Source organism: Kineococcus rhizosphaerae (assembly GCF_003002055.1).
In the GTDB taxonomy this organism is placed as follows: Bacteria; Actinomycetota; Actinomycetes; order Actinomycetales; family Kineococcaceae; genus Kineococcus; species Kineococcus rhizosphaerae.
Genome location: NZ_PVZF01000001.1, coordinates 444749 through 458747 on the forward strand (window position 1 = coordinate 444749; position 13999 = coordinate 458747).

General features: G+C 72.4%; 15 protein-coding genes. 1 reads left to right on the forward strand and 14 read right to left on the reverse strand.

Annotated features, from left to right (window positions below):
- Positions 1 to 257: 257 nt before the first annotated feature.
- Genes fliP through CLV37_RS02240 form a run of 4 tightly spaced genes read right to left on the reverse strand, consistent with a single transcriptional unit; the run spans position 258 to position 3335 of the window.
- On the reverse strand, positions 258 to 1136 hold the full coding sequence (gene fliP / locus CLV37_RS02225; RefSeq protein ID WP_106206505.1) for a flagellar type III secretion system pore protein FliP: 879 nt from the start codon (positions 1134 to 1136) through the stop codon (positions 258 to 260).
- Entirely contained in the window at positions 1133 to 1642 is a 510-nt protein-coding gene (locus CLV37_RS02230) for a FliO/MopB family protein (RefSeq protein WP_106206507.1), read from the reverse strand. Before CLV37_RS02230 ends, fliP begins: the two co-directional genes overlap by 4 nt.
- A complete protein-coding gene (fliN, locus tag CLV37_RS02235) occupies positions 1642 to 2394 on the reverse strand; it encodes a flagellar motor switch protein FliN (RefSeq protein WP_106206509.1) in 753 nt (250 codons plus the stop codon). Before fliN ends, CLV37_RS02230 begins: the two co-directional genes overlap by 1 nt.
- On the reverse strand, positions 2391 to 3335 hold the full coding sequence (locus CLV37_RS02240) for a flagellar motor switch protein FliM (protein WP_106206511.1): 945 nt from the start codon (positions 3333 to 3335) through the stop codon (positions 2391 to 2393). The genes fliN and CLV37_RS02240 overlap by 4 nt, the downstream gene beginning before the upstream one ends.
- A gap of 220 nt (positions 3336 to 3555) precedes the next feature.
- On the opposite strand from CLV37_RS02240, the gene CLV37_RS02245 reads away from it, so the two are divergent.
- A complete protein-coding gene (locus CLV37_RS02245; RefSeq protein ID WP_170127003.1) occupies positions 3556 to 4116 on the forward strand; it encodes a Uma2 family endonuclease in 561 nt (186 codons plus the stop codon).
- A 72-nt stretch (positions 4117 to 4188) separates the two neighbouring features.
- Here the strand turns inward: CLV37_RS02245 and CLV37_RS02250 are convergent, their stop codons facing one another.
- The 10 genes from CLV37_RS02250 to CLV37_RS02295 all read right to left on the reverse strand — a co-directional run bounded on the left by CLV37_RS02250 (position 4189) and on the right by CLV37_RS02295 (position 13972).
- Entirely contained in the window at positions 4189 to 4698 is a 510-nt protein-coding gene (locus CLV37_RS02250; RefSeq protein ID WP_106206515.1) for a flagellar basal body-associated FliL family protein, read from the reverse strand.
- Positions 4699 to 4727: 29 nt separating this feature from the next.
- Entirely contained in the window at positions 4728 to 5768 is a 1041-nt protein-coding gene (locus CLV37_RS02255; protein WP_106206517.1) for an OmpA/MotB family protein, read from the reverse strand.
- Entirely contained in the window at positions 5768 to 6541 is a 774-nt protein-coding gene (locus CLV37_RS02260) for a motility protein A (RefSeq protein WP_106206519.1), read from the reverse strand. The genes CLV37_RS02255 and CLV37_RS02260 overlap by 1 nt, the downstream gene beginning before the upstream one ends.
- Before the next feature lie 3 nt (positions 6542 to 6544).
- Positions 6545 to 6883: a flagellar FlbD family protein gene (locus tag CLV37_RS02265; RefSeq protein ID WP_106206521.1), complete on the reverse strand. Its 339-nt coding sequence runs from the start codon at positions 6881 to 6883 to the stop codon at positions 6545 to 6547.
- 217 nt (positions 6884 to 7100) lie between these two features.
- Positions 7101 to 8378: a flagellar hook protein FlgE gene (locus CLV37_RS02270; protein ID WP_106206523.1), complete on the reverse strand. Its 1278-nt coding sequence runs from the start codon at positions 8376 to 8378 to the stop codon at positions 7101 to 7103.
- A gap of 53 nt (positions 8379 to 8431) precedes the next feature.
- Complete coding sequence (locus CLV37_RS02275) at positions 8432 to 9190, reverse strand: flagellar hook capping FlgD N-terminal domain-containing protein (protein ID WP_106206525.1); 759 nt, start codon at positions 9188 to 9190, stop codon at positions 8432 to 8434.
- A gap of 90 nt (positions 9191 to 9280) precedes the next feature.
- A complete protein-coding gene (fliK, locus tag CLV37_RS02280) occupies positions 9281 to 11146 on the reverse strand; it encodes a flagellar hook-length control protein FliK (protein ID WP_106206527.1) in 1866 nt (621 codons plus the stop codon).
- Entirely contained in the window at positions 11143 to 12204 is a 1062-nt protein-coding gene (locus tag CLV37_RS28765; RefSeq protein ID WP_106206529.1) for an NlpC/P60 family protein, read from the reverse strand. Before CLV37_RS28765 ends, fliK begins: the two co-directional genes overlap by 4 nt.
- A complete protein-coding gene (locus CLV37_RS02290) occupies positions 12201 to 12653 on the reverse strand; it encodes a hypothetical protein (protein WP_106206531.1) in 453 nt (150 codons plus the stop codon). The genes CLV37_RS28765 and CLV37_RS02290 overlap by 4 nt, the downstream gene beginning before the upstream one ends.
- Positions 12650 to 13972, reverse strand: a complete 1323-nt coding sequence (locus CLV37_RS02295) for a FliI/YscN family ATPase (protein WP_106207369.1) — start codon at positions 13970 to 13972, stop codon at positions 12650 to 12652. The genes CLV37_RS02290 and CLV37_RS02295 overlap by 4 nt, the downstream gene beginning before the upstream one ends.
- Between the last annotated feature and the right edge of the window lie 27 nt (positions 13973 to 13999).

The following is a 13999-nucleotide window of genomic DNA, read 5'->3' on the forward strand; positions in this document are numbered from 1 at the left end:
CAGCTTCGCCTCTTCCGGTCGGGGTGGTCGTGCAGTGGGTATCTCGGCCGATCGGGTGAATCCCTTTAACCCCTGCGGCGCCGTCCGCAGGCGCTCGCGGGACGGGTCCGGCCCGCACGCGCGAACGCCGCGCCCCGAGCCCCGCGGATCGGGGCTCAGGACGCGGCGTTCGCGGACGGGTCAGCGCGAGGGGCTGCAGCGCAACGGGTCGGGCGAGGGGTCGGGCGAGGGGTCGGGCGAGGGGTCGGGGCGATGGCTCAGCCGGCGTAGGAGGCGACGAGGGACTTGATGATCAGGCCCCAGCCGTCGACCATCACGAACAGCAGCAGCTTGAACGGCAGGGACACCGTGACCGGTGGCAGCATCATCATGCCCAGGCTCATCAGGGCTCCTGAGACGACGATGTCGATCACCAGGAACGGGATGAAGACGACGAACCCGATGATGAAGGCGCTGCGCAGCTCCGACAGGGCGAAGGCCGGCACCAGGGTCGTCAGCGGCGTCTCGGCGCGGGTCTTGGGCAGGTCGCGCTTGGCGGCCTTGGTCATGAGCGCCAGTTCCTCCGGGCGCGTCTGCTTCAGCATGAACTCCTTCAGCGGCTTGGAGCCGTCGGTGAAGGCGACCGTGGCGGTCTTCTCGCCCTTGAGGTAGGGCTGGACCGCGGCGTCGTTCACGGCGCTGAAGGTGGGCGCCATGACGAACATCGTCAGGAACAGGGCCAGGCCGGCCAGGACCTGGTTCGGCGGGGTGCCCTGCAGGCCCAGGGCGTTGCGGGTCAGGCCCAGGACGACGAGGATCTTCATGAAGCTCGTCGTGAGCAGCAGCAGCGCGGGGGCCACCGACAGGATCGTCAGGGCGATGATGATGGTGACCGACTGGCTGGGCTTGCCGTCGATCCCGTTGATCGTCACCGAGCCGGACCCGGTGCCCGTGGGCGCGGTCGGCGCCGTCGGGGCGGTGGGTGCCTGCACGCCCGCCTGGACCGAGCCGCTGAGGGCGGTGGTGTAGGCGGCCGGGGCGGCGGCGGAGACGCTCGCGGCGGGGGCGGACGCCTGGGCGCTGAGCGCGCCCCCCACGACCAGACCACCGGAGAGCACCAGCGCTGCGGCCAGCGTGCGGACTCGGGACTTCGTCACCTGCGGGTCGTCCTCTCACGAAGAACGTCGACTGCCTTGGACCACGTGGCCGGGTTGAGGGCCGAACCGTTCACACCGGTGGCGGTGTGCTTGGCCGGAGCCTTCACGGCGATCGTCTCGCCGGCCTTGCGGAGGTAGCGCTCCCCCGTCTGGGGCTGCGCCGCACCGGCATCCGTGCCAGTCGTCTGTTCTTCCGCCGAATCCGTGGCGGTGATGTCGACCTCTTCGACACGTTCGGCCGAATCCTTGAACACGGCCTCGACGTCGGTCTCGCCCAGCAGGTTCACCCCGGCGTCGGAGACCCCGACGACCAGGGCCCTGTCGCCGACCTTGACCAGCGCGACGGCGGCCTTCGCGCCCAGGCTCTGCTTGGCCAGGACGGCGAAGTCGGCCCCCGCGGCCGTGCCGCCCTGGCGGCGGCGCAGCCAGCGGGAGATCAGGTACAGCAGGCCGAGCACCGCGACCAGCGAGATGCTCGTCCGCGCGATCGCGGCGACGGCGTCCATCAGGCGCCGGCCTCCGGGGTGACGATCTCGGTGATGCGGATGGCGTAGTCCTCGTCCACGACGACGACCTCGCCGCGGGCGATGAGCTGACCGTTGACGAGGATGTCGGCGGGCGAACCGGCGGCGCGGTCCAGCTCGACGACCGAGCCCGGGGTCAGGGCCAGCAGGTCCTGGACCGTCATGGAGGTGCGGCCGAGCTCGACGGTGACGTCCATCTGCACGTCGCGCAGCAGGTCCATCGTGCGGCGGGGGCCGCCGGCGGCCGGGGCCGCACCGGCGAAGGCCGTCGTCGACGGCGCCGGGGTCGGGGCCTCGGACTGCGCGGTCAGGGTCAGGCCGATGAGGGCCAGGGTCTCCCCCGCCGCGTCGACGACCGCGACCGCGCCCCCCTCGAGCTGGTTCAGGGCCTGGGCGGGGTCGCCCTCGACACCGGCCTCCAGGACGCACTGGCCCAGGGCGTGCACGACGGTCTCCAACGCCGGGCGCAGGGCGTCGACGGGGTCCAGGGCGCCCTCGGGGCTCATGAGGAGCGTGTTGAGGGTCTCCTCCCCCACGATGACCGTGACGCGGCCGTTGGCGGCGCCGGCGAAGTTCGCCGACACCGCGGTGCCCTCGTCGCCGAGGTCGGGGGCCTGGGCGACGGCCAGGACGCTGGAGATGGTCCCGGGCGCCGACAGGGGCAGGACGGCGAGCGCAGCCTGGGCGGCCTCGCGCAGCGTGGACATGAGGTCGGCGTGGGTGGCGGTGCTCATCGTGCGTTCTCCTCGGGGGTCGGGACGATCAGGCAGGCGAGTTTGGCGCCGCGGGTCCCCGCGACGGCGGAGGCGACCGAGGCGCCCTGGGCGACGACCTCGAGCGGCTCGTCGGCGCGGTGCGGCAGGCGCAGGACGTCACCGGGGATGAGGGAGAGGATCTCGTCGGGACGCATCTGCGCGGCCTTCATCCGGACCGAGACGTCGACCGGGATGTTCTCCAGGTGGTCGTCGAGGCGGTCGCGCATGAGGCGGCGGATGCGCAGCTCCTCGGGGCTGGCCACGCGCAGCTCGGCCGCGGTCAGCGCCGCCGACAGCGGGTCCAGCGGCATCGCGAGCGTCGCGGTCCCGGTCACGCCCTCGACCTGCAGGTGGAAGGAGGAGACGATCATGACGTCGGTGGCAGCGGCGGCCTGCGCGAAGGCGGGGTTCTGGTCGATGGCCGTCAGCTTGGGCTTGAGGTCGGTGACCGTGACCAGCGAGGAGGCCAGCTCGGTCAGGGTGCGCTCGACCATCCCCCGGGCCAGGACGGCCTCGATGTCGGTCAGCTGCCGCTCGGGCTGGGCGTTGGTGCCGGTCCCGCCGAGCATGCGCTCGATGCAGGCGAGCACGAACGCGATGTCGACGTGCAGCACCGCGGCGCCGACCAGCGGCTCGGGGTCGAACACGGCCATCACGGTCGGCATCGGCAGCGACGCGGCGTACTCGTCGTAGCTGTACTGCTGGATGCCGTCCAGCTCGACCTGCACGGTGGTGCGCAGGGTGGAGGACAGCAGCGTCGCCCACTGCCGGCAGAAGCCCTCGTAGGTGATCTCGAGCACGCGGGCGTGCTGACGCGACAGCTTGGTCGGCCGTCGGAAGTCGTACGGGACGGGGACGCCTCGTCGCCGGGAGCGACGGGCACCTGCCCGCTCTGCGGTGCTGGGGGTCTCGGCTGCCACGAGTCACCTATCGGCACGAACGGGCGTCACCCTTTAGCGCGAGCCCGAACGGGTGGTCCGCGGCCTCCCGGCTCAAGGTCGGGCCCGCCCCGCCCGGCCCGGCGCGCCTGCTGCTGCACCTCACCGTCCCAGCCTGCCCCCGGCGGGCCGGCGGGTGGTCGCGGCGCGTGTCGCGCCACCCGCGGGTGGACGGGGTCGGTCCCGGGGCGGGGTGGACGACGTGTCCAACCTGACCCGCGTGGCAGCTGAGGTGAGCGAGGCTCCCCAGGCGATCCGCATGTCCTGGGAGGAGTTCGGTGCACTGGGCGAGGACGTCCGCGGCGAGCACGTCGACGGGATGCTCGTCGTGAGCCCGCGGAGCACCGGCCGCCACCAGCTCGCCGTGGCGAACGTGCGCGAGCTGCTGCGCGGCTTCGACGGGGTCGCGCTCACCGAGTGGGCGTGGCGTCCGGACGGCGCGACGCGCGAGTACCAGCCCGACGTGATGCTCCTGGCCCGTCTCGACACCGACGCCCGCTTCACCGTGGACCCGCCGGTGCTCGTGGTCGAGGTCACCTCACCCTCGAACGCGGTGGAGGACCGGGTGCGCACCCTGCGCGACTGCGCCCGCTGCGGCGCGCGGAACTGCTGGATCCTCGACCACGGCGACCGGTGCCCGTACGCGTTCACCCTGGTGGACGGGCGGTACGAGCCCGTCCATCAGGGCGCCGGGCACGTCAGGCTCACCGGTGGTGACCACACCGGCGTCGTCGTCGACGTCCCCGCGCTGTGGGTCCCCTGACTCGTGCGTGAACGTCGAAGGCCCCCGCCGGGAACGGCGGGGGCCTTCGTGCGCTCAGCGCGTCTCAGGTCGTCACTGCATGACGAAGCTGGTCAGGTAGATCCCCATGACCCCTTCGGTCTCCTCACCCTTGTCGTCGTGCGTCTTGTACGCCTCGATGACCTTCTCCTGCAGCTCGTCCTTGTAGTGGTTGCGCTGCTCGGAGTTCTGCAGGTCCGTCATCGACAGGTTGGAGTACTCGTTGATGATCAGGTCGTAGGCCTTGGACCCGTCGAGGGTGTCCTTGCTGCCCTCGCCGTGACCGCCGCCGGCGGCCGCGACGCCCTGCAGGGCGACGCCGATCTTGAGGTAGTGCCCGTCGGCGAGGTTGACGCTGATGGGGTCCAGCGCGGTGACCGTGCCGGGCGTCAGCGTGGCGGTCGGGGTGGCCTCGGCGGCCGAGGCGGAGTTGCCCTTCGTCAGGAAGAACACCCCCGCACCGGTGCCGCCGGCCAGGAGCACGGCCGCGGCCGCGCCGATGACGATGAGCTTCTTCGCGCCGCCGGGCTTCGCGTCGCCCTCGGCCTTGTCCTTCTTGGCCATCGCGGCCTCCTTCAGGTCGGTGGATCAGGTCAGTGGGCGACGTTCGTGGCGATGTCCGGCGCGATGCCCGCCGAGACGTCCTCGCTCACGGCGCCGGTGGCGCCGGTGGTGCCGGTGGTGCCGGTGGTGCCGGTGGTGCTGGTGCCGGTCTCGGTGTCGGTCGTGCCGGTCAGCTCGGCCGGCCCGTTCGACTCGGTCTGCTGCGCGACCTCCGGCAGCAGCGCCTTGACGGCGTCGGAGCTGGGCGAGGCCACCACGAGGTCGACGCGGCGGTTGCCGGTGAGGGCCTTGGGGTCGGAGTCGGGGTACAGCGGACGCGAGTCCGCGTACCCGGTGCCGGACAGGCGGACCGGGGCGATGCCGTGGCCGATGAAGCCGGTGACCACGGTGTTGGCCCGGGCCGAGGACAGGTCCCAGTTGTCGCGGTAGCGGGCGCTGCCGTTCAGGGGCAGGTTGTTGGTGTGCCCCTGCACCGCGACGTCGTTGGGCAGGGCGGCCAGGATCGGGGCGATCGTGTCCAGGACCTCGCGGCCCTTGGCCTCCACGTCCGCCGAGGCGTTGGCGAAGAAGACGTTGTCGGCGACCAGGCCGACGACCAGGCCGTCGGCGGTGATCCGGTAGGTCACCTGGTCCTGGTCGCCCTTGGCGGTGAGGGCGGCGTCGATCTTCTTCTCGACCTCGCGGTAGTCCTGCACCTCGGCCTTGGCGGCGGTGAGGTCCTTGGCCGTCTGCGCGGTCTGGATCTTCTGGGCGATCTGCTGGACCTGCGAGGAGGTCGTCAGCTCCTGTCCCGTGGAGTAGGGCGAGACCTGCACGACCGAGTTGCCGTTCGTGACGTCCATGACGCCCGAGGAGCCCGAGACGGCCTGGCTGGAGTCCGGGGTCCCCTTGCTGAGGCCGTCCTTGAACTGGGCGAACTTCAGCTGGTCGATCTGGCTGAGGGCGAACAGGACGATGAACAGCGCCATGAGGACCGTCAGCATGTCGGCGTAGGAGACCAGCCACCGCTCGTGGTTGACGTGCTCCTCGTGCTCCTCGTGCTTGTGGCGCCGCTTGTGCGCTGCGGACATCAGGCCGCCTTCTTGTCCGGGACCGCGGTGCCCGGGGGCAGCAGGCTCTCGAGCTTCTTGGCCACCGAGCGCGGGTTCGAGCCGGCCTGGATGGCGAGGATGCCCTCGACGACCAGCTCCATCTGCGCGGTCTCCAGCGCGGACAGCCGGTTCAGGCGGGTCTGCACGGGCAGGAAGAAGACGTTGGCGCTGGCCACACCCCACAGGGTGGCGACGAACGCGGAGGCGATCATCGGGCCGAGGGAGCCGGCGTCGGAGAGGTTCTGCAGGACGACGGTCAGGGAGATGACCGTGCCGACGATGCCGACGGAGGGGGCGTAACCGCCGAGGTCACCCCAGAACTTCGCGGTCTGCTTGTCCGCGGCCTTCTTGGCCTGGATCCGCGCCGAGAGGATCTCGTACAGCTCGTCCGGGTCGGTGCCGTCGATGGCGGTCTGCAGGCCGTCGCGCAGGAACTCGTCGTCGACCTCCTTGATGGCGTCCTCCAGGGCCAGCAGACCCTCGCGACGGGCCCGTTCGGCCATCTTGATGATGACGCCCACGGTCTCGCCGGCGTTCTTGGGCTTGCCCAGGAAGGCCTTCTGCAGCGCCCTGAGCGACCCGATCCCGTCCTTGAGGGTGCCGCCCATGAGCCCGACGCCCAGGGACCCGATGAACACCAGGACGAGCGGACCGGGCAGCAGGATGTCCGTCGGGCTGCCGCCCTCGTGGTTCTGCGTCCAGAGGATGGCGGCGGCGGCGATGATGAGCCCGCCGATCGTTGCGAAGTCCATGGCTCACGGCCTCCTGCGGTGCAGCGGGACCGGAGCCGGCAGGGTGCCGTCGGCTTCGCTGGTGGTCTGGTGGTCGGTGGGGCGGGCGCCGGAGTGCGCGTCCGGGTGCGTCGGCAGCTCGAGGACGTCGGCCGTCCCCGTCTCCTCCAGGGAGTGCGCGGTCGCGACGACGCGCGCGCGGAAGGCCATGACGCGCTCGACGATCTCCGACAGGGGCTCGGTGACGACGAACTTCGCGCCGTCGACGAGGGTGATGACCGTGTCGGGGGTCGAGTCGACGCGCTGGATCAGATCGGGGTTCACGGCGAACACCGACCCGTTGAGGCGAGTCACGAGGATCACGTGTGGGTCCGTCCTTGGGGGTGGATACGGGGGCGCCCGTCCGTGGGCTGGGTGTTTCCACCCAGTCCATCGGCGTGCCGTTCCGGGACCTGAGAGGGGGTTGCAGGGTGCACCCGTTCGTGCTAACGCTTCGTCCGTCGTCACCCTCTGCTACTACCCGGGAAGCAGAGAACCCCCCCGGAGCGCTCGCTCCGGGAGGGTTCTCGGCGGTTCAGCCTCAGCGCTTGAGGTTGACCAGGTCCTGCAGGATCTCGTCGGAGGCCGTGATGACCTTCGAGTTCGCCTGGAAACCGCGCTGGGCGAGGATGAGCTCGGTGAACTCCGCCGACAGGTCGACGTTCGACATCTCCAGCGATCCGGCGAGCAGACCACCGCGGCCGGACTGCCCGGCGATGCCGTACACCGGGGTGCCGGAGTTGGTCGAGACGCTGTAGAGGGAGTTGCCCTCCTTGCGCAGGCCGGCGTAGTTGTTGAACGTCGCGATGGCGACCTGCCCGAGGGTCTGCTTGTACCCGTTCGAGTACGAACCCGTGATGACGCCGTCGGTGCCGAACGAGTAGCTGGTCAGCGTGCCGATGGGCGCACCGTCCTGCGCGGTCTGGATGCTGCTGCTGCCGGAGGCCCCGACGTAGGCGGACAGACCCGACATGTCGAGCGTCAGGGTCTGGATGGGCGCACCCTGCGCGTTGGTGAGACCGGTGAGGTCGAAAGTCTGCGGCGACGCGTACTGCCCGACCTTGGTCGCCGACTCACCCGGCGGGGTGACCGAGTCGAAGTTCACCGCCTGGCTGGTGTCGGTGAAGGTCTTGTTGTCCGTCGAGGTCCAGATCTCCCAGTCGTTGCTGGCGGTGGTGGACGTGCTGGCGTTGACGAACTTCACGTAGACGGGCGTGGCGACACCCTGCTCGTCGTAGGAGGTGAAGGACGTCGTGACCTCCTGCGCCTTCCCGTTCTTCAGGGTGTTGTCCAGGTTGCCCGTCACCTTGCCGGTGCTGGTCTGCTTCGCGGGCATCACGGTGTCGGAGGGGATGACCAGCTTGCCGACGGTCCCGTTGGTGTCGACGTTCCCGGCCGAGTCCGGCTTCCACCCCATGACGTAGGCACCGTCGTTGGTGACGACCGAACCCTGCGCGTCGAGGGTGAACGACCCGTTGCGGGTGTAGAAGACGCCGTCGCCCTGCTGCACGGCGAACATGCCGTCGCCCTGCAGCATCAGGTCGGTCGACTTGCCCGTGGCCTGCGCCGAACCCTGCGACATGTTCTGGGTGATCGCGTCGACGCGGACACCGAGACCGACCTGAGCCGGGTTGGTGCCACCGGTCGCGTTGGTGGGTGCACCGGCGGCCTTGGTGAGCTGGGACAGCGTGTCGGCGAAGACGACGCTGGAGCTCTTGTAACCGGCGGTGTTGACGTTGGCGATGTTGTTGCCGACGACGTCCATCATCGTCTGGTGCGCGCGGAGACCACTGACACCGGAGAACATGGAGCGGAGCATGCTTCAGACCTTTCGAGGGGCTGACGGGGGTACGGGAGGGGCGAGCGGAGGGATCAGGCGGACTGCGGAGGGTTCGTCGAACCCTGGGCTCCGGTGGTGCCGGAGGTCTGGGTGGTCTCAGGGGTTCCCGTGGCGGGAGCGGTCTGAGAGGTTCCCGTGGCTCCGGAGGTTCCCGTGCTGGCGGTTCCGGAGGACGCGGTGGAGGAGCTGCCGGTGGCCGCACCCGGCACGGTGGTCACGGGGACGGAGGTGCCCTCAGCCTTGGCCTTGGCCTCCGCGGCGGCCTTCTCCGCCGCCGCGTTGAGCGCGGTGGCGTCGATGGAGCCGACCCCGGAGACCTTCGAGAGGACGACGCTGACGCCGTCGACGTTCAGGACCGGCTCGCCGTTGGTGCCGCCGACCGAGCCCTGCGTGAAGGAGACCGACTTGACCTCACCGGTCACGACCTTGCCGTTCTCGTCGGTGTAGGACACCGTCTGCCCGACCATCGTGCTGGCCTGCAGCTTGTTCTGCGCCGCGACCATCGAGCTGGACTGCGTGGCGACGTCCTGCATGGCCTCCAGCGCCGAGAACTGCGCGGTCTGGGCCATGAACTGCGTGGTGTCCGCCGGCTTCGACGGGTCCTGGTAGCGCAGCTGGGCGACGAGGAGCTTGAGGAACATGTCCTTGTCGTCCTTGGTCTTCGCCTTGGCCGCCGCGGAGGTGTCCGTCGCGTTGGCGTTCTTGGTCGCCGAGGCGGCGGTCAGGGCGTCCGAGTTCGCGGTGAGCTGCGAGAAGTAGCTGCCCGATCCGCTGGTCGCGTCGACTGTCATGCCTACTCCTTCGGCGGAACGGGTGGGACTCTGTAGTCCGAGTGAGGGATTCACAGCGCCCAGCCAGGTGAATCCCCCGGCTGGAACGGTTCAGACGCTCAGGTCGAGGCGGCCGTCGGCCGCGGCGGCGGCCTCCCGGGCCTGACGGCGTTCGGCGGCGGCCGCCGAGAACGCCGACCGGGCGCTGTGCCCGGCGTTCTGCTGCGCGGAGGAGCCCTGCTGCGACGACCCCTGCCGGCCCTCGCCGGACTGGGCGTCGGCCGAGCGCTGCTGCTGGGCGGACCCGGAGTCGGCGCGCACGTCGACGGTGGTCTGGGTGAAGCTCGTCGTGGACAGCTCCCTCTGCAGGTCGCCGACGGCGGCCTGCAGCGCGTGCCGGGCCGCCTCGGAGGCCCCCGCGAGGGACACGTGCAGCGCACCCGCGGTGACCTCGGCGGTGATCCGCACCGGGCCCAGGCCCTGGGGGTTCACCTCGACGCTCATGCGGTGCACCGCGTCGGTGGTGGGCAGGTCCTCGAGCCGGCCGGCCACGCCCTGCGCGAACGCGACGGGGTTGGTCAGCGGCAGCGGGGCCGGCGGCGTGGAGGCCGGGGCGACGCTCGGCGCGGTGACGGTCCCCGTGCCGGTGACCGTCGGGGCGAGCGCCGGGACCAGACCGGCCGCCGGGTCGACGTCGGCGGGCTTCGGGGCGGCGGCGCCAGCCGTCACGGGCGGCGCGATCGGCGGGGCGACGGTCGGGCTGGCGGCCAGGACGGTCGGCGACGGCTGAGCCGGGCCCTCCCCCGCCGCGGCCCGCGGCGGCGTCACGACGATCGGCTGGGCCGGAGCGGGGTTCTGCCCGGACCGGCCCGACGGCTGCCCGTCCTGGCCCGCGGTGTCCCCGGCGCCCTGGCCACCCTGCCCCGCGGGCACGGCGACGACCGGCGCGGAGGCGTCGGCCGGCTGCGCCGCGACGGGCTGGGCCGGGGTCTGCGGGGCGGTCGGGGACGGGGAGGCCGCTGCGGCGGCCTGGGCCTGGGTCGCGACCGGCTGGGCCGCGCCGGCGAGCGCCGGCGCCGCGGCGTCGACGGGGGTCTGCGCGACGTGCTGCGGCAACCCGGTCACGGCGGTCTGCACCGGGACCGACGGCGCGGTGGCGGGACCGGCGGGCGCGGAGGTGACCGTCGCGGTCGCCAGCGCCGCGTCCACGGCGCTCACCGGGACCTGCGGCGTGCCCTGCACCGGGGTCGAGACCGGGGCCTGCACCTGGGTCCCCGCGGCGGTGGCGATGGCCTGGGCCGGGAGTTGCACGGCGACCGCCGGGGCCGTCTGCGCCGAGGCCTGTGCGGCCAGTGGGACCTGCGGGGCTGCGGAGCCCGGTGTGGCGGACGCCGAGGCCTGGGCCGGGACCTGCTCGCCGACGGCGGCCGGGGCGGCGGTGAGGACGGGCTGGGTCGTGGCCACGCCCTGGACGGCGCTCTTCGCCGTCGCGTCGGTGGGGACGGTCTCGGCCGGGGCCTGCGGGGTCAGCGCGGCGCGCAGTGCGGGGGGCAGCCCCAGCAGCGAGAGGTCGACCGGCACGGCGGGGACGTCGGCGTCGTCGGTGGCCTCGTCCTCGCCGGCCCGCTCGGAGCCGCCGACGGGGTGCTTGGTCCCCGGCTTGGTGCTCTTGTGGGCCGGTTCGGGACGCTCGCCGCCCTTCTCGACCCGCTCGGTGGCCTTCTCGACCCGCTCGGTGGCCTTCTCGGCGCGCGGGGAGGCGTCGACGGGACGGTCGTCGGGGCGCACCTGGTCGTCGCGGGCGTCGGGTCGGGAGTCCGGGCGCACCTGGTCGTCGCGCGAGGAGCTGCGCAGGTCCTGCATGGCCTGGCCGTAGGAGTCGGCGAAGTCGGAGTCCGACGAGGAGGACGAGAAGCGGACGGTGTCGCGAGCGGTCGGTGCGAGGGGCAGCGACGTCACGGTCAGGTTGGCGCTCACGCGGCACTCCCGAGGTCGGCGGTGATCTTCTTGACGTAGTTCTGGGTCTCGCTGAACGGCGGGACGCCGCCGTACTTCTTCACGTTGCCCGCGCCGGCGTTGTAGGCGGCCAGCGCCAGCGGGACGGACCCGAAGGTCTCGAGGTTCTGGGCCAGGTACTTGCCGGCGGCGTCGATGGAGGCGAACGGGTCGCTCGCGTCGATGCCCAGGCTGCGGGCCGTGGCGGGCATGAACTGCATGAGCCCGACGGCCCCGGCGCCGGACCTCGCGGTCGGGTCGAAGCCCGACTCCTGCTTGGCGACGGCCTTGAGCAGGCCGGTCGGCAGGCCGTACTTGCGTTCCGCCGCAGCGAAGGCCGTCTCGTAGGGCGCGGACTTGGAGGTGGAGGACAGCGACGCGGGCCGCACGTACGAGGACGCGTCGCTCGAGGTGGCGCCGGTGAGGCCCGACAGCAGGGTGGCCGCGACGGCGGTGCCCGCGGCGGCGGTGGCGGCCGTCGTGCCGAGGCGGCGGATCGTCATGGGGGTCTCCCAGACCTTGGACACCTTCACGACGTCCCCCGTCTTCGGCGCGTGCAGCATCTGCCCGTTGCCGACGTAGATCCCGATGTGGTGGCCGTTCTCCAGGACGACGAGGTCGCCGGGCCTGGCCTGGTCGAGGCTGGGGACCTCGGTGCCGACGGTGGCCTGCTGGGCCGCGGTGCGGGGCAGGGTGATGCCGAGCTGCTTGGCGGCGTACTGCACGAGGCCGGAGCAGTCGAAGCCGGCGGGGGTGGTGCCGCCCCACTTGTACGGGGTGCCCGCGTACTGCTGGGCCACCGAGAGCAGCTTCTGGCCGGTGGTGGAGTCGCTGAGGGTGCGCAGGCCACGGGTGACGACGCCGGAGGCGCTGGAACCGGCGCTGGACAGGGCGTCGGCGAAGCCGGACGTGACGGAGGAGGCGCGCGAGGCGGTGGAGACGGCCGTGGTGGCGACCTGCCCGACGGCCTGCCCCGAGAAGGAGGCGATGCGGGCCTGGATGTCGGCGATGCGACCCTGGATCTCGTCGACGACCGTCACTGGTCACCCCCCTCGCGCTGGGCCCGACGGCGCGCCTTGGCGGCGAACTCGGCGACGGTGCGGTCGTCGAGCGCCTTCTGGTCGGCGCGCAGCGCGGCCTCCTCCTGGGCGCGTTCGTGGCGTTCCACGATGCGTTCCAGGGAACGTTCGGCGCGGCGGGCGCGGGCCCAGGCAGCCTGCTTGGCGCCCAGGTCGACCTCGGCGCGGGCCACGAGGGCGCGGGTGGCGTCGAGGTCGGAGACGAGGGCGGCGCGGCGGGCCACGGCTGCGGTCCAGGCGGCCATGGTCTCGTCGCTCAGGTGCGCCTGGCCGAGCTCGTGGCGCACGCGGGCGGCGCGCTTCTGCTCGTTGCGCAGGACGGCGTTGGCGGCGGCGAGGTCGACCTTGATCTGGTCGGCCTGGACCTTGCGCAGCTTCAGCAGCGCCATGATCGCCTTGGTGGCACTCACCGGGCACCTCCGAAGCTCGAGACGAGTTGCTGCAGCTGGGCCCACGCCACGGAGGCGGGGGTGATGTCGTGGATGTCCTGGCGCAGGAAGGCGTTGATGGCGGGCAGGTGGGCCACCGCGGCGTCGACCTCGGGGTTGGCGCCGGGCTGGTAGGCGCCGACGTCGATGAGCTCCTTGGCCTCGCGGTGCGCGGCCATGACCCGGCGCAGGGCCGTGGCGGCGGCCTTCTGCTCGGGCGTGGTGACGCGGCCGGCGACGCGGGAGACGGAGTCGAGGACGTCGATCGTCGGGAAGTGCCCGGCGGTGGCCAGGCGGCGGTCCAGGACGACGTGACCGTCCAGGATCGAGCGGGCGGTGTCGGCGATGGGCTCGTTGTGGTCGTCCCCGTCGACCAGGACCGTGTAGATCCCGGTGATGGAGCCGGTCACGCCGGGCCCGGCGCGCTCGAGCAGGCGGGGCATGAGGGCGAAGACGCTCGGCGGGTAGCCGCGGGTGGCGGGCGGCTCGCCCACGGACAGGCCGATCTCGCGCTGGGCCATGGACACGCGTGTGAGGGAGTCCATCATCAGCACGACGTCGGCGCCCAGGTCGCGGAACGACTCCGCGACGGCGGTCGCCGTCAGCGAGGCGCGCAGCCGCAGGACGGGGGCCTCGTCGGAGGTGGCGATGACGACCACGGAGCGGGCCAGGCCCTCGGGGCCGAGGTCGTCCTCGAGGAACTCGCGGACCTCGCGGCCACGTTCGCCGATGAGGGCCAGGACGGACACGTCCGCGGAGGTGCCGCGGGCGATCATGGACAGCAGCGAGGACTTGCCGACGCCGGAGCCGGCGAAGATGCCGAAGCGCTGGCCGCGGCCGGCGGGCACGAGGGTGTCCAGGGCCCGCACGCCCAGGCTCAGGGGGGTGTTCACGCGGCCGCGGGTCAGCGCGGGCGGCGGGGTGTTGTGCAGCGCCGCGCGGGGAGCGGCCACGAGCGGGGCACCGCCGTCGAGCGGGTTGCCCATGGCGTCGACGACGCGGCCCAGCAGCGCGGGGCCGACGGGGACGTCGGAGGGACGGCGGGTGGCGACGGCGGGGGCACCGGCGGCCAGGCCGGTGAGGTGGCCCAGCGGCAGGCAGCGCAGCTTCGAGCCCTCGGCCGCGACCACCTCGGCGGGGATCGAGCCCCGGTGGTCGCCGAGCAGGATCGTCTCCCCCACCGCGGCCTCCAGGCCGGCGACCTCGACGGACAGCCCGACGATGGCGCTGACGCGACCGATGACCTGGGGGGCGGCGGCCGTGGCTGCGCGGGCGACCTGGGGGGCCAGGAGCTCGCGCACGCCGGCGGCGAGGCGGTGCGACACCAG